Consider the following 19,818-nt stretch of genomic DNA (forward strand, 5'->3'; position numbering starts at 1 on the left):
CCCTGATTCAAAATGTGGGAGCTGGCTTGCCAGCTCCCACATTGCTTTTATGTGACCTCAGAACCGCGACACACTCTTCATCGCCCCAATCAGATACCGCATCGCCACCTGATCGTTTTCAGTCAGGGCGCGGTACTGCGCGAGTAATTCAGCTTCATCCGAACTCAACCTTCGGGCTCTCAAGGACACCCTGCGGGTCAGAAAAGACATCACCACACCCGCAACACCATAGGACTTGGCCATGGACTGTTTCTCCTGATATCACTCTAAGACTCCTGGCGCCCATCAACCGCGTCCCGTGAAGCGCAATGCCTCAGCAGGTAAACAGACTGACTCCCTGGGCCAGAAATCAGACTTACCCTAAGCGTAGAAACAATCTCGTTACGTGTGGGATTTTTTTAGAGTATTCACTTAAAAAACTGCTTCGGTAACAAAGACCTACAGCCCACTCCCACACAACGGCCGATAGAGGTGAATATCGTGAGGCTCCTGCGCATACAGCTGCGGATCAGGTTGCTTGAGTAACAGGCATCCATGGCGCCGGTAGAAGTCCACGGTGTTACGCGACTCTGTGGCCGAGACATACAGCGCGTCGGCCGCCACTTGCCGGCCATGCTCACAAGCCAGGGCGAATAAACGCCCGCCCAGCCCCATGCCACGGGCAGCGTGGCTGACGTGCAGGAACTTCAACTGCCGCATGTGCAGGTTCTGGTTGTGGATTGGCCGATTGTCCACCACCACCGCAGCCACCAGGGTTGGCCCCTCGAACACGCCCAACATCCATCCGCCGCGCTTGAGGCAGGCAAGTAGTGCCACGGCGTCCTGCTCCGCCTCGCCCTCAGGCCAGCCGCGCATATCGTGGTAGGCGGCGTACAACACCAGCTCGCCGCCCTCCATGCGATAGCATTCGTGAACCAGCTCCGTACGGTCGATGGTTGCCAGCAACGGGATATCGCTTTCGTTTAATGCTCGTTCAACCAACATGATGGCCTCCTGCTTTTAAGCGACCAAGGATCGGCGCTCCATTGAGCGCGAGCAAGAAAAAACCCACCGGCTCGGGGTGGGTTTGTGTGAAACACCTGAAGGATCAATCCCTCAGGTCAGACTCATGAATCGGCTGATCACGATGAGTCGCCCGTTGGTACTGCGCTGGCCAGATTGCCTTGCGCCCGCCCAAGTCATCGTCAGCGTGCAGCGGCCAATACGGGTCACGCAATAGCTCACGGGCCAGGAAGATGATGTCGGCCTGGCAAGTGCGCAGGATGTGCTCGGCCTGGGCCGGTTCGGTGATCATGCCGACGGTGCCGGTGGCGATGCCCGACTCTTTGCGCACACGCTCGGCAAAGCGCGTCTGGTAACCGGGGCCGGTGGGAATCTCGGCATTGGCGGCGGTGCCACCGGAAGACACGTCGATCAGGTCCACGCCAAGGTCTTTGAGGCGACGCGCCAGCTCCACGGTTTCATCGGGGTTCCAGCCATCTTCCACCCAGTCGGTGGCCGACACCCGCACGAACAGCGGCAACTCCTGAGGCCAGGCTTCGCGTACGGCCTTGGTCACCTCCAGCACCAGGCGGATGCGATTTTCAAAGGAGCCGCCGTATTGGTCCCGACGCTGGTTGCTCAGGGGCGAGAGAAATTGGTGCAGCAGGTAACCGTGGGCGGCGTGGATTTCCACCACTTCGAAACCGGCGGTCAACGCACGCTTGGCCGCAGCCACAAAGTCGGCGATCACTTGCTGAATCTGCCCTTCGTCCAACGGCTTGGGCGGTGTGTGCTGCGGATCAAAAGCAATCGGCGATGGGCCGATCGGCACCCAGCCACCGTCTTGCGGCTTGACGCTGCCGTGCTTGCCGATCCACGGCCGATGGGTGCTGGCCTTACGCCCGGCATGAGCCAGTTGAATACCCGCCACTGCGCCTTGGGCGGCGATAAAGCGGGTGATGCGTTGTAGCGGTTCGATCTGTTCGTCGTTCCACAGGCCCAAGTCCTGGGCGGTAATGCGACCCTCGGCGGTCACAGCGGTGGCTTCGGTGAAAATCAGCCCGGCACCGCCGACGGCACGGCTGCCGAGGTGCACCAGGTGCCAGTCATTGGCCAGGCCATCGTCGGCGGAGTATTGGCACATCGGCGAGACGGCAATGCGGTTGAGCAGGGTCAATTGACGGAGGGTATAGGGTTCAAGCAGCTGACTCATGGCGCACCTCTTCCGGGTTCTGTGGGCACTGTTCAACAGTGCTTAGAGCCTAGTCGACAACGATGGATTGCACAGGGTTCAGAAAGGAAAGCGGGAGCCGATTGCCGGCTCCCGTTCTACAACGCGTTACATTTCGACCTGGGTGCCCAGCTCGATCACCCGGTTTACCGGGAGCTTAAAGAAGCGCAGGTTGCCGTTGGCGTTCTTCAACATGAAGGCAAACAACGCTTCGCGCCAGCGGGCCATGCCTTCGATCTTCGAGGCGATTACCGTCTCGCGGCTGAGGAAGTAGGTGGTGCGCATCGGGCTGAAATCCAGGTCATCCAGATGGCACAACTTCAGTGCCTGGGGCACATCCGGTTCGTCGGTAAAGCCGAAGTGCAGGATCACCCGGAAGAAACCTTCGCCGTAGGCATCCACCTCAAAACGCCGTGCGGCAGGCACGCGCGGAATGTCTTCGTAGACCACCGTCAGCAACACCACCTGCTCATGCAGCACTTGGTTATGCAGCAGGTTGTGCAACAGCGCGTGGGGGACGGCATCGGGCCGCGCGGTGAGGAACACCGCCGTGCCTTGGACGCGATGGGGCGGCTGCACGCGGATACTGCTGATAAAGATCGGTAGCGGCAGCCCGCCTTCGTCCAGGCGGTCCACCAACAGTTCCTTGCCGCGTTTCCAGGTGGTCATCAGGATAAACAGTACGATCCCCGCCAGCACCGGGAAGGCACCGCCCTGAACGATCTTCGGCACGTTGGCGGCGAAGAACAGGCCATCCACCAGCAAAAAGCCGATCAACACAGGAATCGCCAGCACCGGCGGCCACTTCCACAGCAGCAGCATCACGGCGGACACCAGGATACTGGTGATCAACATGGTGCCGGTCACTGCCACGCCGTAGGCGGAGGCCAAGGCATTCGAGGATTCGAAGCCCAGCACCAGCAGGATCACGCCGACCATCAACGTCCAGTTCACCGCACCAATGTAGATCTGGCCTTGCTCGGCGCTGGAGGTGTGCTGGATATGCATGCGCGGAATGTAACCCAGCTGGATCGCCTGACGGGTCAAGGAGAACGCACCGGAAATCACCGCTTGGGAGGCAATCACCGTGGCCAGGGTCGACAGCACCACCAGCGGGATCAATGCCCAGCTCGGCGCCAGCAGGTAGAACGGGTTGCGCGCCGCCTCGGCATTTTCCAGCAGCAGGGCGCCTTGGCCGAAGTAGTTGAGTACCAGCGCCGGCAGCACCAGCGCGAACCAGGCACGCGCGATCGGCTTGCGCCCGAAGTGGCCCATGTCGGCGTACAGCGCTTCGGCACCGGTCAAGGCCAGCACCACGGCGCCGAGAATCGCTACGCCCATGCCAGGGTGAACCGTGAAGAAACGCACGCCCCACATCGGGTTCAGCGCGCTGAGCACTTCAGGATGTTGCAAGATGCCGTGAACACCGAGCCCGGCCAACACCAGGAACCACACCACCATCACCGGCCCGAACAGCTTGCCGATGCGGTCGGTGCCGTGTTTCTGGATCAGGAACAGGCCCACCAGCACCACCAGCGACAGCGGCACGACCCAACGTTCAAGCCCATCAAACGCCAGCTCCAGACCTTCGACTGCCGACAGTACCGAGATCGCCGGGGTGATCATGCTGTCGCCGTAAAACAGCGCCGCGCCGATCAGGCCAAGGATCACCAGCACCGCACGCAGCTTGGGATACGGCGACGCCGCCCGCCGCGCCAGCGCCGTCAGGGCCATGATGCCGCCCTCGCCCTGGTTGTCCGCGCGCAGGATAAACAGCACGTATTTGATCGAGACGACCCAGACCAGCGACCAGAAAATCAGCGCCAGAATACCGAAGACCCCGTCATGATCGACCGGAACCCCATAGCCGCCAGTAAACACTTCTTTAAGGGTATAGAGCGGGCTGGTACCGATATCGCCGTAAACCACCCCGACCGCCGCCACCAGCATGCCAATCGGCTTTGCGTTGGAATGCTCGCCACCTGCTGCCTGACTACTTGCCTGCCCCATCAACCACTCCTACCCTTTAACCTAAGGTCTTTTATAAACAGTGCGCCTGAGTTGACCCTAGCATGCGCTGTTTTACTTCTCGTAACAGACGTTTTATTGACCTTGGGGTTTTACCCAAGTGCAACGGCGCGAAGCATAGCGCAGCACTCGTCGTATTTCCCTGCATAAAGCTGGTCAAGTGCGTTGCCCGTCGATAGAATTGCGCACTTTTTGATCAGAGGCGCACCAAGCGCCCGTCCGCTGCCCTGCCCTTCACGGCGGCGGCGTCATTCAATACCGAGGTTAGACATGTCCACCACCATCGCAAAAGCCAACCCCAAGGTAGGCTTTGTATCCCTGGGTTGCCCGAAGGCTCTGGTCGACTCCGAGCGCATCCTCACGCAACTGCGTATGGAAGGCTATGACGTTGTGTCCACTTATCAGGACGCGGACGTGGTGGTGGTCAACACCTGCGGCTTCATCGACTCGGCCAAGGCAGAGTCTTTGGAAGTGATCGGCGAAGCCATCAAGGAAAACGGCAAGGTCATCGTGACCGGCTGCATGGGTGTGGAAGAAGGCAATATCCGCAACGTGCACCCAAGCGTGCTGGCCGTGACTGGCCCGCAGCAGTACGAGCAGGTGGTCAACGCCGTGCACCAAGTGGTGCCGCCACGCCAGGACCACAACCCGCTGATCGACCTGGTGCCGCCACAAGGCATCAAGCTGACCCCGCGCCACTACGCCTACCTGAAGATTTCCGAAGGCTGCAACCACAGCTGCAGCTTCTGCATCATCCCGTCGATGCGCGGCAAGCTGGTCAGCCGCCCGGTAGGCGACGTACTGGACGAGGCCCAGCGCCTGGTCAAATCCGGCGTGAAAGAGCTGTTGGTGATCTCCCAAGACACCAGCGCCTACGGCGTCGACGTCAAGTACCGCACAGGTTTCTGGAACGGCGCACCGGTGAAAACCCGTATGACCGAACTCTGCGAAGCCCTCAGCAGCCTGGGTGTGTGGGTACGCCTGCACTACGTTTACCCGTACCCGCACGTTGACGAGCTGATCCCGTTGATGGCCGCCGGCAAGATCCTGCCGTACCTGGACATCCCGTTCCAGCACGCCAGCCCGAAAGTGCTCAAGGCCATGAAACGCCCGGCCTTCGAAGACAAGACCCTGGCGCGTATCAAGAACTGGCGCGAAATCTGCCCGGAACTGATCATCCGCTCCACCTTCATCGTCGGCTTCCCCGGCGAAACCGAAGAAGACTTCCAGTACCTGCTGGACTGGCTGACCGAAGCGCAACTGGACCGCGTTGGCTGCTTCCAGTACTCACCGGTTGAAGGTGCTCCGGCCAACCTGCTGGACCTGGCCGTGGTGCCGGACGACGTCAAGCAAGACCGCTGGGAGCGTTTCATGGCGCACCAACAGGCCATCAGCTCGGCGCGCCTGCAACTGCGCATCGGCAAGGAAATCGAAGTGTTGATCGACGAAGTCGACGAGCAAGGTGCCGTTGGCCGTTGCTTCTTCGATGCCCCGGAGATCGACGGTAACGTGTTTATCGACGATGCCAGCGGTTTGAAGCCAGGCGACAAGGTCTGGTGCACCGTGACTGACGCCGACGAATACGACCTGTGGGCTGAAAAGCGCGACTGATTTTCGCAAGCATGTTGTAAATAGTTGAAAAAGCCCCGCCTCTGAACAAGATGCGGGGCTTTTTTAGGTCTATCGTTTGCCCATCGACGCCAATCATCAGCAAGGGGCAGCGGGCATGCGTCAGCATTCGGTTATCCACACACCTAAAAGCAGCGACTACGCGCAATTGGCGCAAATATGGGAAGACTCGGTTCGAGCGACCCACGATTTTTTGCCGGATAGCTACATCGTATTGCTGAAGAACCTGGTGCTGACGCGCTACCTGGACGCCGTCATGTTGATCTGCACCAAGGACTCGCGCCAACGCATCACCGGGTTTGCCGGCGTGGCGGGAGGCAAGGTCGAGATGCTGTTTATCGCCCCACAGCATCGTGGCGAAGGCCTGGGCCGACAATTGCTGCGGTATGCGATCGAACACTTGAACGCCGATGAACTGGACGTCAACGAACAGAACCCCCAGGCCCTGGGCTTTTACTTCAAACAGGGTTTCGAGGTGATCGGACGCACGGAACATGATGGGCTTGGGCAGCCCTACCCGTTGCTGCACATGCGTTTGCGCCAGGTGCAGCAACAGGCACGCCAGGGCTAAATGAAATGGGGCCGGGATTAACCGCGCCCACACAGGTACAATAGCCGCCCCCTTTTGCTACGGCCCTTGTCATGACTGACCCCATACGCCTCTCCAAACGCCTTATCGAACTGGTCGGTTGCTCCCGTCGGGAGGCTGAGCTGTTTATCGAAGGCGGCTGGGTCTCGGTGGACGGTGAAGTGATCGACGAGCCGCAGTTCAAGGTCACCACCCAAAAAGTCGAGCTGGACCCCGAAGCCAAGGCCACCGTGCCGGAGCCGGTGACCATTCTGCTGCACGCGCCGGTTGGCGTGGACGCCGAGACGGCAATGGCCTCGATCAGCGCTGAGACCCTGTCCGAAGAACACCGCTTCAGCAAGCGCCCGCTCAAAGGCCACTTCCTGCGCCTGACCGCCAGCGCCGACCTGCAAGCCAAGGCCAGCGGCCTGTTGGTGTTTACCCAGGATTGGAAGATTCTGCGCAAGTTGACCGCCGATGCCGCCAAGATCGAGCAGGAATACGTGGTAGAGGTCGAAGGTGACATGGTTGCCCACGGCCTTAACCGCTTGAACCACGGCCTGACCTACAAAGGCAAAGAGCTGCCGGCCGTCAAAGCCAGCTGGCAAAACGAAAACCGCCTGCGCTTTGCGATGAAAAACCCGCAACCGGGTGTGATTGCGCTGTTCTGCGAAGCGGTTGGTTTGAAAGTCATCGCCATCCGTCGCATCCGCATTGGCGGCGTATCCATCGGTAAAGTGCCGGTAGGCCAATGGCGTTATCTGTCCGGCAAAGAGAAGTTCTAAGCCGTTCCCCCTTTTCTCGACACTGCCCACTCGGCGGTGTCCACCGTTGAAAACCAGGATTGCCCACCATGATTCACAACGACGTACTGCGCAGCGTGCGCTACATGCTCGACATCAGCGACAACAAGATGGTCGAGATCATCAAGCTCGGCGGCATGGACGTGACCAAAGACGACCTGCTGACCTACCTCAAGAAAGATGAGGAAGAAGGTTTTGTATTCTGCCCGGACGAGGTCATGGCGCACTTCCTCGATGGCCTGGTGATCTTCAAGCGCGGCAAGGACGAAAGCCGTCCGCCGCAACCGATCGAAACCCCAGTGACCAACAACATCATCCTCAAGAAACTGCGCGTAGCCTTCGAACTGAAGGAAGACGACATGCACGCCATTCTCAAGGCCGCCGAGTTCCCGGTGTCCAAACCTGAGCTGAGCGCGCTGTTCCGCAAGTTCGGCCACACCAACTACCGTCCGTGTGGCGACCAGTTGCTGCGCAACTTCCTCAAGGGCCTGACCCTGCGCGTTCGCACCTGATCGCATGGCTTGCGGTGGCCTTCGGGCCCCGCAGGCACGCATGACCCTCCATTCCGCTGCAAAATAGTGGCTCCGCTTCCAGCGGCTGGCGACTAGGGTGAAGCCTCTTCCCCTTTCGCTCAGGATTGCCCATGCACCCTTATTTCTCCCTGCAAGGCCGCACCGCTCTGGTGACCGGCGGCACCCGTGGTATCGGCAAGATGATCGCCAAGGCGTTTGTCGAGGCCGGCGCCATCGTCTACGTCTGCGCCCGTGATGCCGAGGCCTGCGAGCAAACCGCCATCGAATTGAGTGCATTGGGTGAGTGCCACGGTTTGGCCGCCAACCTGGCACAGGAAGAAGGCGTTGCGCGATTGGCTGCGCACTTGGGCGAACGAATCGGCCAGCTGGATATTCTGGTGAATAACGCCGGCACCACCTGGGGTGCGCCGCTGGAAAGCTATCCGGTCAAGGGCTGGGAGAAAGTCATGCAACTGAACGTGACCTCGGTGTTCAACTGCATCCAGCAACTGCTGCCGTTATTGCGCAAGGCCGGTTCGCAGGCTAATCCGGCTCGGATCATCAATATCGGTTCGGTGGCTGGCATCTCGTCGTTTGGCGAGCAGGCGTATGCCTACGGACCAAGCAAGGCGGCCCTACACCAACTGTCGCGAATTCTGGCGCGGGAACTGGTGAGCCAGCACATCAACGTCAACGTGATTGCTCCCGGGCGCTTCCCCAGCAAGATGACCCAGCATATTGGCAACGATGAGCAGGCCCTGGCAGAAGACACGGCGCTGATACCGATGAAACGCTGGGGCCGCGAGGAAGAGATGGCAGCACTCGCGATCAGCCTGGCGAGCACCGCTGGCGCCTATATGACCGGCAATATTATTCCGCTGGATGGCGGGTTCAGTCTCTGAGGGGCTTGCCTCGGGTTATCATGCCCGCCTCAGCCCGCTTCGACCTCAGACCATGACCTACAGCGTTTCGCCTATCGGCTTTGTCCGCTCCTGCTTCAAGGAGAAGTTCGCCATTCCGCGCCAACCACAACTGGCCCCCGCCGCCCGTGGGGTGCTGGAGTTGGTGGCACCGTTCGATCAGGGTGAAGCGGTGCAGGGTTTGGAGCAGGTCAGCCATGTGTGGTTGCTGTTCCTGTTTCACCAGGCGCTGGAAGATAAACCCCGACTGAAGGTACGTCCGCCTCGTCTGGGCGGCAATAAGTCCATGGGCGTATTTGCTACCCGCGCGACTCACCGGCCCAACGGCATTGGCCAGTCGGTGGTCAAGCTGGACAAGGTGGAAGATGGCCGCCTGTGGATATCCGGTATCGACTTGCTGGACGGCACACCGATTCTCGACATCAAACCGTATGTGCCCTACGCCGATATTGTCGACACAGCCACCAACAGCATCGCCAGCGCGGCGCCGCAGTTAATTGGCGTGCAATGGCTGAAGACAGCCCTGCACCAGGCACAAGGCCACGCCCAGCGCCTTGACGAACCCTTGGTGGCATTGATCGAACAGTGTTTGGCACAGGACCCACGGCCGGCGTATCAGACGCCTGGGCCTGAACGTGAGTATGGCGCGCAGTTCTGGGACGTGGATGTGCGGTGGCACTATCCGGAAGCCGGGATGATTTGTGTACTGGAAGTGGTCGCCGCCAAGTAAATCGCAGGCATAAAAAAACCGCGCGGCCCTTTCAGGCAACGCGGTTTTTGTGTCGCTTACTTCTCGACGAACGCGCGCTCGATCAAGTAATCACCCGGTTCACGCATCCGTGGCGAAACTTTCAGGCCGAAGCTGTTCAGCACTTCGCTGGTTTCGTCCAACATGCTTGGGCTACCGCACAGCATGGCACGGTCGTCCTCGGGGTTGATCGGCGGCAGGCCGATATCGGTGAACAGCTTGCCGCTGCGCATCAGGTCGGTCAGGCGGCCTTCGTTTTCGAACGGCTCACGGGTCACGGTTGGGTAGTAGATCAACTTGTCACGCAGGGCCTCGCCGAAGAACTCGTTCTGCGGCAGGTGCTCGGTGATGAATTCGCGGTAAGCGACTTCGTTGACGTAACGCACGCCGTGGCACAGGATCACTTTTTCGAAACGCTCGTAGGTTTCAGGGTCCTGGATCACGCTCATGAACGGAGCGAGGCCAGTACCGGTGCTGAGCAGGTACAGGTGTTTGCCCGGCTTCAAATCGTCAAGCACCAGGGTGCCTGTCGGTTTTTTGCTGATGATGATCTCGTCGCCTTCCTTCAAGTGCTGCAATTGGGAAGTCAGCGGACCATCCGGCACCTTGATGCTGAAGAACTCCAGATGCTCTTCCCAGTTTGGGCTGGCAATGGAGTAAGCGCGCATGAGCGGGCGGCCATTAGGCTGTTGCAGGCCGATCATCACGAACTGACCGTTCTCGAAGCGCAGGCCCGGGTCGCGGGTGCACTTGAAGCTGAACAGAGTGTCGTTCCAGTGATGAACACTGAGGACACGCTCGTGGTTCATGTTGCTCATGTACGGGGAACTCCTGGAAATGGGTCTGCGCCAAATGATAGATGCGCAATTGCACAGCATTCTAATGGCGGCGACAATATCTGTTAACTGGATTATTAAGATAAGGGTTATCGGTTATATCGATATGCGATTTACTCTACGTCAACTGCAAGTCTTCGTCGCCGTCGCCCAGCAGGAAAGCGTCTCGCGCGCTGCTGGCCTTCTGGCCTTATCTCAATCCGCCGCCAGCACCTCGATTACTGAGCTGGAGCGCCAATCCAGCTGCCAATTGTTCGACCGCGCGGGCAAGCGCTTGAGCCTTAACGCCCTCGGTCATCAGTTGCTGCCCCAGGCCGTGGCACTGTTGGACCAGGCCAAGGAGATCGAGGACCTGCTCAACGGCAAATCCGGCTTCGGCTCCCTGGCGGTGGGCGCCACCCTGACCATCGGCAATTACCTGGCTACCCTGCTGATCGGCAGCTTCATGCAGCAGCACCCCGAGAGCCAGGTGAAGCTGCATGTACAGAACACTGCACATATCGTGCACCAGGTGGCGCACTACGAAATTGACTTGGGTCTAATCGAAGGTGACTGCAGCCATCCGGACATCGAGGTGCAAACCTGGGTGGAAGATGAGCTGGTGGTGTTTTGCGCCCCCCAACATCACCTGGCCAAGCGTGGCGTGGCGAGCATGGATGAGTTGACCCATGAAGCATGGATTCTGCGGGAACAAGGCTCGGGCACGCGCCTGACCTTTGACCAGGCCATGCGCCATCACCGTAGCGCGCTGAACATCCGCCTGGAGCTGGAACACACCGAGGCGATCAAGCGTGCAGTGGAATCGGGATTGGGGATTGGCTGCATTTCCCGGCTGGCGCTACGGGATGCGTTTCGCCGTGGCAGCCTGGTGCCGGTGGAAACCCCGGACCTGGACCTGGCCCGGCAGTTCTACTTCATCTGGCACAAACAGAAGTACCAGACCTCGGCGATGCGCGAGTTCCTGGAACTGTGCCGCGCCTTTACCGCTGGGGTTCAGCGCAGCGACGAGATCGTGCTGCCAAGCATTGCCTGATCGTTAGATCAGGATGACGGCCCACACCAGGGTGATCATGGTCAGCGCCACGAATTGCGCGGCGCTGCCCATGTCCTTGGCGTTTTTCGACAGTGGGTGGCGCTCCAGGGAGATCCGGTCGATAGCCGCTTCCACCGCCGAGTTGAGCAGTTCAACGATCAAGGCCAATAGGCAGACAGCGATCAGCAAAGCACGCTCGACCCGGCTGACATGCAGGAAAAAACTCAGCGGGATCAGGATGACGTTCAGCAATACCAACTGACGGAACGCCGCCTCGCCGGTGAAGGCCGCGCGCAGACCATCCAGGGAATAACCCCCTGCGTTAAGAATACGTTTGATACCGGTTTGACCCTTGAAAGGCGACATAGATATAGACAACTGAACCAAAGAAGTGGGGAAGCTAGATCACGCAAAGTCAAAAAAGCGTGAATAGATAAAGACTTAATGCTGCGAAATTGACTCAAGTTGTTGCAAGAGCAGCGCGGCCTGGGTCCGCGTACGCACGCCAAGCTTGCGGAAGATCGCCGTAACGTGGGCTTTGATAGTCGCTTCCGACACGCTCAGCTCGTAGGCAATTTGCTTGTTCAACAGCCCCTCACAGACCATGGTCAACACCCGGAACTGCTGAGGCGTCAAACTGGCAAGGCCATCACGGGCGGCCCTGGCTTCGTCCGACACGTTGATTTCTTCAAACGCTTGCGGTGGCCAGGACACATCGCCATCCAACACAGTGCGCACGGCTTTCTGGATATCTTCCATTGAGCTGGACTTTGGAATGAAGCCGCTGGCGCCAAACTCCTTGGAGCGCACCACCACATCAGCTTCTTCCTGGGCCGAAACCATCACCACCGGGATCTGCGGATACTGCCCGCGCAGCAACACCAGCCCCGAGAAACCGTAGGCACCGGGCATGTTCAGGTCGAGCAGCACCAGGTCCCAATCGGACTTTTCGGTAAGGCGGGTTTCCAACTCGGCAATGCTCGCCACTTCGACCAAGCGAACATCCGGGCCAAGGCCCAGGGTTACGGCCTGATGCAACGCACTGCGAAACAGCGGGTGATCATCGGCTATCAGGATTTCGTATGTGGCCATTGATTAAATGATCCTGTTTTTTAGGGGACCCCTGATGGGTTCAGGGGTCGCCAATACACAAGGCGACGGCCAGGCAGCCATCGCCACAGGGCATACTCAACGTCAAAAACACCCGAAACGACGCTGAAAATTCACGGTTACGCCCCAATCGGCGCCCAGCATGCCCAGCGTAGCCTGGGGGGTCAAGCACTACACCCGTGGGCATTTTAGCGGGTTACGGGTTTACGGTGCCATCATGCAAACGTCGTCTGGTTATACCGCCGGGATATAGGGTGCAAGACGTGTATGGACGATGTCCGTCGGGTCCAGGGGTAACTGAAACTTGGCGGCCAGGTAATGGGTGCTGAACACGTCCAAGTAGGCGTCCAGCACTTCGCCGGCAGCTTGGTCGTCGGCCAGTTCCAGGCACAACGCCGCCACTTCGGCGGTGCAGAAATGATCATCACGTTTGGAGCGGCGCAGTTTGTAGCGCGATAGCTGCTCCGGCGCCAGGCTCAATACCGGCAAGTGCTCCAGGTAGGGACTCTTGCGAAACATCTTGCGCGCTTCGCTCCAAGTACCGTCCAGCAGGATGAACAGCGGGCGCTTGCCCTCCTCCACGCTCACTTCGTTGACAACCCGTCCGGGCGCCACGAACTCGCCGGGGAACACGATATAAGGCTGCCATTGTGGATCGGCCAGTAAGGTCAGCAAGTCAGGGTCGACTTCGGTACGCGACCAGGCGAATGCCGTGGTGTCGTCGATCACATCGGCGATCAGCCAGCCGGTATTACTCGGTTTCATCGGTTCAACATCGTGCATCAGCAGGCACATGGCGGACCGGGCCGCCACCTTGGGGCGCCAGGCGCACAGGCAGTACTCGGGAATCACCCGGCAGCCGGGGCAACGTTCGGCACGGGAGCCACGGTTGAGGAAAGGCCTGACGGCCCGCGCCAGGCGCTGGGTGCGCAAGCGGGAAACGGCGTGGCTCATCGGATACGCCGCAAGGAAGGGGAAATCAACACTGAGGGAACTCGAGGGAGGCTTTAAGTGGCCGCAGTTTACCAGAGCCACCCGCACTTCCCAGCAATACGCCTGGCTGTAGTGCCGAAGGGTCACCTATAATTGCGCGCCACTGAACGCACAGCGCAGTGGCTGGTCTATGCACCAGTAACCGAATCAGGAGAGTTTCATGCTGCATTCCATGCTGCGCCTTGTCGTTCCGTCCGTCGCCCTTGCACTGGTCTTGCCCATGAGCGCTCAAGCAGCCTCACTGCTGGAGGCCCAAATGAACCAGAAGCTGCAAAGCGTCGCGGCGGAAAGCAACAAGGACCTGCCCCGGGAAATCGATGAAAAAACCCTGGAAGTGGCCTACACCGTAGAAGGCATGCAGCTGATTGATCACCTCAGCGTGCAGTCTGACCGGGCAGAACAGATGCGCGCCAACCCCAAGGCGGTGTATTTCCAGCTGGGTCAAAGCGTGTGCCTGAACAAGGGTTACCGCGAGTTGATGGCCAAGGGCGCGGTGATGCGCTACGACATCACTGAAAACAAGACCAATCGCCCAGTGGCCTCGGTCAAGTTTGCGGAAGCGGATTGCCCGGCCCCCACTGCTGCGAAGAAGAAAAAGTAACACTCGCCTGACCGTCGCGCGCTGCTGCCCAGTGGCGCGCAACCCTCCCCGCTTCATTTACCTGCCTACAACTAAACTCCATGATGTGTGACCAATAACCGGTTGCCAGCCAAGGGTTTTTCGGCTCATGATCAAGTTATCCCGGCAGCCCATCTACAGCGTTTTTCACGCCGTTCTGTAACATTTCCAGGGCAAAAGAGGGTTGCCCTCCTGCGACTTGCAGTGCAAAAGTTTCCAAATCACAAGGAACATACAGAGCCGTTTTGCCGCCTGGCAAACACCGTGCAATGCCTCTGGCATGCAGCGACACATGCGGTGTCGTGGCCTCGGACGAATATCTCGCCGATGCCCAGTCTCTGTGAAGAAGGAGAAGTTGAATGCCTTACGAATCGAATGACCTCCTGCTCCGTCATTTTGAAGAAAACGGGACCGACCTCACACAGCAGGTCGACGCGCAACTCCAGCTGATCGCTCCCAACAGCCCAAATATTCCCCTTTATCGCGACATGATCCTGACCGTTCTACGTATGGCTCATGATGACCGTAACCGGTGGAATGCCAAAATCACCCTGCAGGCGATCCGCGAACTGGACAACGCCTTCCGTGTACTCGAACAGTTCAAGGACCGGCGCAAGGTGACGGTATTCGGCTCGGCGCGCACACCCGTCGAAAGCCCTTTGTACGCCTTGGCCCGGGAAGTCGGCGCGATGTTGGCGCAATCGGATTTGATGGTCATCACCGGCGGCGGCGGCGGCATCATGGCCGCAGCGCACGAAGGGGCAGGCCTGGAACACAGCCTGGGGTTCAACATCACCCTGCCATTTGAACAACACGCCAACCCGACCATCGATGGCACCGAAAACCTGCTGTCATTCCACTTCTTCTTCACTCGCAAGTTGTTCTTCGTCAAAGAAGCCGATGCGCTGGTGTTGTGCCCAGGTGGTTTCGGCACCCTGGACGAAGCGCTGGAAGTACTGACCCTGATCCAGACCGGTAAAAGCCCGCTGGTGCCGGTGGTATTGCTGGATGCGCCAGGCGGTGGTTTCTGGCAAAGCGCCTTGGATTTCATCCGTAGCCAGTTGGAAGCCAATCGCTACATCCTGCCTACCGACCTCAAGCTGGTCCGCCTGGTGCACAGCGCTGAGGAAGCGGTGGATGAGATCAACCGGTTCTATGCCAACTTCCATTCCACGCGCTGGTTGAAGCGCGAGTTTGTGGTGCGCATGAATCACCCACTCAGCGATCGCGCACTGGCCCACTTGCAAAGCGAGTTTGCCAGCCTGCGGCTAAGCGGAGTGTTCCAGCAGCTCTCCTATACGGGCGAGGAACATGATGAGCCAACGTTCAGCCATTTGACGCGGTTGGTGTTCAACTTCAACGGGCGTGATCAGGGACGGCTGCGGGAGTTGGTGGATTACATCAACTTGCCGGAAAACTGGGCACAGGCTCAGGGGAAGACTCAGCAGCGAGTGACGCCAGAGCCGGCGTGATTTTTTAAAGCAAAAAAAAGGCCCACTATTTTCATAGTGGGCCTTTTTTTGTATTGCTCAGTCGTCCAGATCTCGGCCGCTTAACAAACGGCTGATCATCTCCATCGAAAACCCGCGATAACTCAAGAAGCGCCCCTGCTTCGCTCGCTCCCTGGCATCAATCGGCAAATGCCCGGAAAACTTGCGACGCCAGGTGTCCTCCAACTGCGACTGCCAACTGATACCGCACTCACGCAGGGCGAGGTCGATATCAGCGCGTTGCAGGCCGCGCTGGCTCAGCTCTTCACGAATTCGCGCAGGGCCATAGCCGGAACGGGCTCGGTAGGACACAAAACTTTCGAGGTAACGTGATTCCGACAACAGCCCTTCTTCCGTCAAGCGGTCGAGGGCGGTTTCGATCATCTCGGGAGGCGCACCGCGCTGACGCAATTTACGCGTCAGCTCGACTCGACCATGCTCGCGGCGAGCGAGCAGGTCCATCGCAGTGCGCCGTACGGCGACGAGTGTATCCAGTACAACAGTCATCGTTTGCTTCAGATGTCAGTGTCGGCTTCTTCTACTTCTTCAACCGGCTCGCGGTTGGCTGCAGCTTTCACGTCTGGCGCTGCGGTTAGCAGCTTGTCGCGGATCTGCTTTTCAAGCGTGGCGGCGATATCCGGGTTGTCTTGCAGGAACTTGGCCGAGTTGGCCTTGCCCTGACCGATCTTGCTCCCGTTGTAGGCATACCAGGCGCCAGACTTCTCGACAAAACCGTGCAGCACGCCCAGGTCGATCATCTCGCCGTTCAGGTAGATACCCTTACCGTAGAGAATCTGGAACTCAGCCTGACGGAATGGCGGGGCCACTTTGTTCTTCACAACTTTAACGCGGGTTTCGCTACCCACAACCTCGTCACCTTCCTTCACCGCGCCGGTACGGCGGATATCCAGACGGACCGAAGCGTAGAACTTCAGCGCGTTACCACCGGTGGTGGTTTCCGGGCTACCGAACATCACGCCGATCTTCATACGGATCTGGTTGATGAAGATCACCAGGCAGTTGGCGTTCTTGATGTTACCGGTGATTTTACGCAGCGCCTGGGACATCAGACGGGCTTGCAGGCCCACGTGCATGTCGCCCATTTCGCCTTCGATTTCAGCCTTGGGTACCAGGGCTGCCACGGAGTCGACCACGATCACGTCGATGGCGTTGGAGCGCACCAGCATGTCGGTGATCTCCAGTGCTTGTTCACCGGTGTCAGGCTGGGAAACCAGCAGGTCGTCAACATTGACGCCCAGTTTGCCGGCGTATTCAGGATCCAGGGCGTGCTCGGCGTCGACGAACGCGCAGGTGGCGCCCATTTTTTGAGCCTGGGCAATCACCGACAGGGTCAGGGTGGTTTTACCGGAAGATTCAGGACCGTAGATTTCAACGATACGGCCTTTTGGCAAGCCGCCAATGCCGAGCGCGATGTCCAGACCCAGAGAGCCAGTGGAAATAGCCGGGATCGCCTGACGGTCGTGATCGCCCATACGCATTACGGCACCCTTGCCGAATTGACGTTCGATCTGACCCAGGGCCGCAGCCAAGGCTTTCTTCTTGTTGTCGTCCATTAAAGTCCTCACGTAATCAATAAGGCCTGGCGGCCAACACCTGTATAAGTAGACAGTATTGTTCCACAAAGATCCGAGATCGCCTACCCCTGATTTTCTATTTCTGCTGCAGCTCGTCGCAACAAGCCCTCTAGCGCGGCCTTTACCGTTTGTCGGCGGACCTCATCCCGGTTGCCGGAGAAGTGTTGGAGCTCGGCCGTCACCTCCTCGCCAACACCGAACGCCAGCCATACCGTGCCCACCGGTTTGTCCGCCGAGCCGCCATCCGGCCCCGCTACACCGCTGACCGCCACGGCAAATCGCGACAGGCTTTTTTCCTGCGCGCCCCTGACCATCGCCTCCACCACTTCCTGGCTGACGGCGCCGACTTTGGGGAACAGCTCCTGTGGCACATTCAGTTGCCGGGTCTTCTGTCGATTGGAGTACGTGACATACCCCGCCTCGAACCAGGCCGAACTACCGGGTATCCGCGTGATGGCTTCGGCGATACCGCCGCCGGTGCAGGACTCGGCAGTGGTGACGTGGGCATTGAGCACCTGCAAACGGCGACCCAGTTCAGCGGCTAGTTGAGTGATTTCCTTCACGGTCGTCTCCAGAAGTGGGCGGGGGTTTACCTACCCTACAGGAGCCCATCGACCATGCAAGTTACAGAGTGCATCAAGAGACTAGCGCGCGACGGCCTGCGCATACGCCTGACAAGCACGCAAAGCGATCAAGGCGTTATCACCGTCGTCGGTGATGCCGATAATTCGTTGAGCATGCGCCGGGTCAAGTCGGGCTCGCGCGGCTGCATGAACCACGCCGCCGGCGGCGGTGGAGGTTGGCATTGGGTTGCCACTGGTGGGGGCGGTGGTGTCGAGAAGGACTGACAACCGCACATCAGCAGTGGCCAGACGGTCGCGCAGAGACGCTTGATTGCGTTGGGCATCGTTCAACTCCTGCGCATGGTGTTGGTCGCTGGCGACGAGCTGTTGCTCCAGGGCCAGCCGTTTATCCTGATCGGTCTGTTGTTGATGCACGGCCGCCAGGCTTTGCTGGCTGAGCGCCTGCGCATGGTCAGCCGATTGCCGCTCAAGCTGCGCGCCATATCGCCAAGCCTGCACCTGCCACACCAACGCCATCAGTAGGCAGACGCCGATAAGACGGAGCATTCCTAAGAAACGCATAACACCACCTTCGCCCGCGCCCACAATTGCAAACGGTCCTCCAGGCCATTGATCCCGCCATTAATGCGCCGGGTAATGGTGGTGAACTGGTCTTTATCGGCCAGTTCATTCAGGCCATTGCTTTGCCAGAACCATGCAGCGGACTCACAGGCCCATTGCGGTTGCTCAAGCAGTTCGGGGTGTTGCAGCAAGCGATCATCGCCAAACAGGGCCTGGCTGCAGGCCAGGTAGTTGCGTCGCCCCGTGATCTGGATCAGCCCCCTGCCCCGATACTTCTGGCCGTCACCGTCCGCTTCGGGGGTGTTGCCCAGGCGCCCGGCCAGAGGGCCGGTGTCGTATTTACTCAGATATTGATCGCTACCCAGTTCACGCACGTAACGCAGTTGGCCGGATTCGTGACCGATTTGAGCGAGGAAGGCAGCGAAGCGTTTCGGACTATTGATCCCGTAACGAGTGATAGCAGCATTTAGAGAGGTTAAAAAAGTGCCCGCTCTAAGACGGGCTCCAGGCATCACTTGAAGCAATTGGGGGAGTGTTATTACCAGCATTTTCGCTCCGTAAAGAGGCTACGTCGACAACCCACCGGCCGTGATCGAACTGCGATAGCCCGTCGCCGGGTCGCCAACATGCACCACTTTGGTAATCGACCATTGCCCCTGCATATACGAAGGCCAGGTTTCATCCAGCCGCAGCAACCCTTCAGCAGCCAGCAACGGGTTACCAGGGCAATCAATCTGCAACTTCAAGTCTTCGCGCCCTACACGCCGTAATTCGGCCTCGGCCACGCTGCGGGCTTCGGCTTCGTTCTGGCAGCGTTGGCGCAAGGTTTTGAACGGGGCATTTCCGACCTGTACCACACGTTGCTTGCCTGCGGCCGCATCCCACCAGGTGACGCGGCTACCCTCATATTTGGCACGTGAGGTTTCGTCGAGTTTGGCGGTAATGAACGCGTGCTCACCCGGGCGATTGTCCTGGGTCACCGACAACTTCACCTCTGGCAGTTGCTGGAGAGAAAGTGATTTGACCTGCCCGGCTTCGGCCAGCACATACAGCTCGTTGAAGGGTTTGGTGACCGCGCTGTATCGCTTGGCCAACCGCGTGATAAACGCCATGTCGCTTTCGTTGGACTGGTCGATATGAGGGATCGAAATGCCTTCCAGCGCAGGCGCCACGCGCGGTGAAAAACCGTGACGGCTGACCAGTTGGCGAAACAGCGCCCCCAAAGTGGTCGGGCCATAACTGGCGGATCGACGCTGGCGGTAACCGCTGGCGTCCTCCATGCTGAAAGGCGCGGCTGTCGCCACAATCATCAAGCGCATGGGAAACAGCACGGGGGTTCGCTGGGTGACGACAAACTCGCCCTTTTCCACCAAACCTGTCTCCCGATACCCGATGCGCAACCCGATCTTGCCATTCAGGCTGGGCAAGCCTTCAAGCCCTTCGATATTGAGGGTCAGCTCCAACCGGTCACTCTCAACGCCCGAGACGTCGGTGTGGCTCCAGCGCATCAAGCGCTCATTGAGCAGTGCAGCATTGGCGCCGTAAAACTCCACAACCGGCGTAAATTCCTGTGCCAT

The 19,818-nt window shown here is 59.2% G+C and carries 23 protein-coding genes; 9 read left to right on the forward strand and 14 right to left on the reverse strand.

Annotated features, from left to right (window positions below; genetic code table 11):
* Positions 1-57 precede the first annotated feature (57 nt).
* From BFL40_RS30900 to BFL40_RS30915, 4 genes are all read right to left on the reverse strand, one after another.
* Positions 58-243 carry a hypothetical protein gene (locus BFL40_RS30900; protein WP_071487499.1) on the reverse strand — a complete coding sequence of 62 codons (186 nt, stop codon included), beginning with the start codon at positions 241-243 and terminating at the stop codon, positions 58-60.
* A gap of 195 nt (positions 244-438) precedes the next feature.
* Entirely contained in the window at positions 439-984 is a 546-nt protein-coding gene (locus BFL40_RS30905; RefSeq protein ID WP_071487500.1) for a GNAT family N-acetyltransferase, read from the reverse strand.
* A 103-nt stretch (positions 985-1,087) separates the two neighbouring features.
* Positions 1,088-2,194 carry an NADH:flavin oxidoreductase/NADH oxidase gene (locus tag BFL40_RS30910; protein WP_071487501.1) on the reverse strand — a complete coding sequence of 369 codons (1,107 nt, stop codon included), beginning with the start codon at positions 2,192-2,194 and terminating at the stop codon, positions 1,088-1,090.
* A gap of 126 nt (positions 2,195-2,320) precedes the next feature.
* Positions 2,321-4,222: a potassium transporter Kup gene (locus BFL40_RS30915; protein ID WP_071487502.1), complete on the reverse strand. Its 1,902-nt coding sequence runs from the start codon at positions 4,220-4,222 to the stop codon at positions 2,321-2,323.
* A gap of 288 nt (positions 4,223-4,510) precedes the next feature.
* On the opposite strand from BFL40_RS30915, the gene rimO reads away from it, so the two are divergent.
* The 6 genes from rimO to tsaA all read left to right on the forward strand — a co-directional run bounded on the left by rimO (position 4,511) and on the right by tsaA (position 9,402).
* Positions 4,511-5,851: a 30S ribosomal protein S12 methylthiotransferase RimO gene (gene rimO, locus BFL40_RS30920; protein WP_046384502.1), complete on the forward strand. Its 1,341-nt coding sequence runs from the start codon at positions 4,511-4,513 to the stop codon at positions 5,849-5,851.
* Positions 5,852-5,966: 115 nt separating this feature from the next.
* Positions 5,967-6,440, forward strand: coding sequence for a GNAT family N-acetyltransferase (locus tag BFL40_RS30925; protein ID WP_071487503.1), 474 nt, complete (start codon positions 5,967-5,969; stop codon positions 6,438-6,440).
* 71 nt (positions 6,441-6,511) lie between these two features.
* The gene (locus tag BFL40_RS30930; RefSeq protein ID WP_065872498.1) at positions 6,512-7,222 is read left to right on the forward strand and encodes an rRNA pseudouridine synthase; all 711 of its coding nucleotides are present in this window, start codon (positions 6,512-6,514) and stop codon (positions 7,220-7,222) included.
* 68 nt (positions 7,223-7,290) lie between these two features.
* Entirely contained in the window at positions 7,291-7,752 is a 462-nt protein-coding gene (locus BFL40_RS30935) for a YehS family protein (protein ID WP_071487504.1), read from the forward strand.
* A 131-nt stretch (positions 7,753-7,883) separates the two neighbouring features.
* The gene (locus BFL40_RS30940) at positions 7,884-8,654 is read left to right on the forward strand and encodes an SDR family oxidoreductase (protein WP_071487505.1); all 771 of its coding nucleotides are present in this window, start codon (positions 7,884-7,886) and stop codon (positions 8,652-8,654) included.
* A 52-nt stretch (positions 8,655-8,706) separates the two neighbouring features.
* Positions 8,707-9,402 carry a tRNA (N6-threonylcarbamoyladenosine(37)-N6)-methyltransferase TrmO gene (gene tsaA / locus BFL40_RS30945; RefSeq protein WP_071487506.1) on the forward strand — a complete coding sequence of 232 codons (696 nt, stop codon included), beginning with the start codon at positions 8,707-8,709 and terminating at the stop codon, positions 9,400-9,402.
* A gap of 56 nt (positions 9,403-9,458) precedes the next feature.
* Here the strand turns inward: tsaA and fpr are convergent, their stop codons facing one another.
* Positions 9,459-10,238 carry a ferredoxin-NADP reductase gene (gene fpr, locus BFL40_RS30950; RefSeq protein ID WP_003231344.1) on the reverse strand — a complete coding sequence of 260 codons (780 nt, stop codon included), beginning with the start codon at positions 10,236-10,238 and terminating at the stop codon, positions 9,459-9,461.
* A 124-nt stretch (positions 10,239-10,362) separates the two neighbouring features.
* Between fpr and BFL40_RS30955 the strand changes: the two genes are divergently transcribed.
* Positions 10,363-11,289: a LysR family transcriptional regulator gene (locus tag BFL40_RS30955; protein WP_010212678.1), complete on the forward strand. Its 927-nt coding sequence runs from the start codon at positions 10,363-10,365 to the stop codon at positions 11,287-11,289.
* A 3-nt stretch (positions 11,290-11,292) separates the two neighbouring features.
* Here the strand turns inward: BFL40_RS30955 and BFL40_RS30960 are convergent, their stop codons facing one another.
* The 3 genes from BFL40_RS30960 to BFL40_RS30970 all read right to left on the reverse strand — a co-directional run bounded on the left by BFL40_RS30960 (position 11,293) and on the right by BFL40_RS30970 (position 13,353).
* On the reverse strand, positions 11,293-11,661 hold the full coding sequence (locus BFL40_RS30960; protein ID WP_174555611.1) for a diacylglycerol kinase: 369 nt from the start codon (positions 11,659-11,661) through the stop codon (positions 11,293-11,295).
* 69 nt (positions 11,662-11,730) lie between these two features.
* Entirely contained in the window at positions 11,731-12,381 is a 651-nt protein-coding gene (gene erdR, locus BFL40_RS30965; RefSeq protein ID WP_071487508.1) for a response regulator transcription factor ErdR, read from the reverse strand.
* A gap of 252 nt (positions 12,382-12,633) precedes the next feature.
* Positions 12,634-13,353, reverse strand: a complete 720-nt coding sequence (locus BFL40_RS30970; protein WP_071487509.1) for a tRNA-uridine aminocarboxypropyltransferase — start codon at positions 13,351-13,353, stop codon at positions 12,634-12,636.
* Positions 13,354-13,552: 199 nt separating this feature from the next.
* Between BFL40_RS30970 and BFL40_RS30975 the strand changes: the two genes are divergently transcribed.
* A complete protein-coding gene (locus tag BFL40_RS30975) occupies positions 13,553-13,993 on the forward strand; it encodes a PA3611 family quorum-sensing-regulated virulence factor (protein ID WP_071487510.1) in 441 nt (146 codons plus the stop codon).
* A gap of 377 nt (positions 13,994-14,370) precedes the next feature.
* A complete protein-coding gene (locus tag BFL40_RS30980) occupies positions 14,371-15,483 on the forward strand; it encodes an LOG family protein (RefSeq protein WP_071487511.1) in 1,113 nt (370 codons plus the stop codon).
* Between the two features lie 57 nt (positions 15,484-15,540).
* Here the strand turns inward: BFL40_RS30980 and recX are convergent, their stop codons facing one another.
* From recX to BFL40_RS31010, 6 genes are all read right to left on the reverse strand, one after another.
* Positions 15,541-16,008: a recombination regulator RecX gene (gene recX / locus BFL40_RS30985; RefSeq protein WP_071487512.1), complete on the reverse strand. Its 468-nt coding sequence runs from the start codon at positions 16,006-16,008 to the stop codon at positions 15,541-15,543.
* An 8-nt stretch (positions 16,009-16,016) separates the two neighbouring features.
* Positions 16,017-17,075 (reverse strand): recombinase RecA, encoded by a 1,059-nt coding sequence (gene recA / locus BFL40_RS30990; protein WP_071487513.1) that lies wholly within the window; start codon positions 17,073-17,075, stop codon positions 16,017-16,019.
* Positions 17,076-17,158: 83 nt separating this feature from the next.
* Positions 17,159-17,659 (reverse strand): CinA family protein, encoded by a 501-nt coding sequence (locus BFL40_RS30995; RefSeq protein WP_071487514.1) that lies wholly within the window; start codon positions 17,657-17,659, stop codon positions 17,159-17,161.
* Positions 17,660-17,740: 81 nt separating this feature from the next.
* Entirely contained in the window at positions 17,741-18,241 is a 501-nt protein-coding gene (locus BFL40_RS31000) for a lysis system i-spanin subunit Rz (RefSeq protein ID WP_071487515.1), read from the reverse strand.
* Positions 18,229-18,786, reverse strand: a complete 558-nt coding sequence (locus BFL40_RS31005) for a glycoside hydrolase family 19 protein (protein WP_071487606.1) — start codon at positions 18,784-18,786, stop codon at positions 18,229-18,231. The genes BFL40_RS31000 and BFL40_RS31005 overlap by 13 nt, the downstream gene beginning before the upstream one ends.
* Positions 18,787-18,807: 21 nt before the next feature.
* A complete protein-coding gene (locus BFL40_RS31010) occupies positions 18,808-19,818 on the reverse strand; it encodes a contractile injection system protein, VgrG/Pvc8 family (protein WP_071487516.1) in 1,011 nt (336 codons plus the stop codon).

It is taken from the genome of Pseudomonas costantinii, assembly GCF_001870435.1.
Lineage (GTDB): Bacteria > Pseudomonadota > Gammaproteobacteria > Pseudomonadales > Pseudomonadaceae > Aquipseudomonas > Aquipseudomonas costantinii.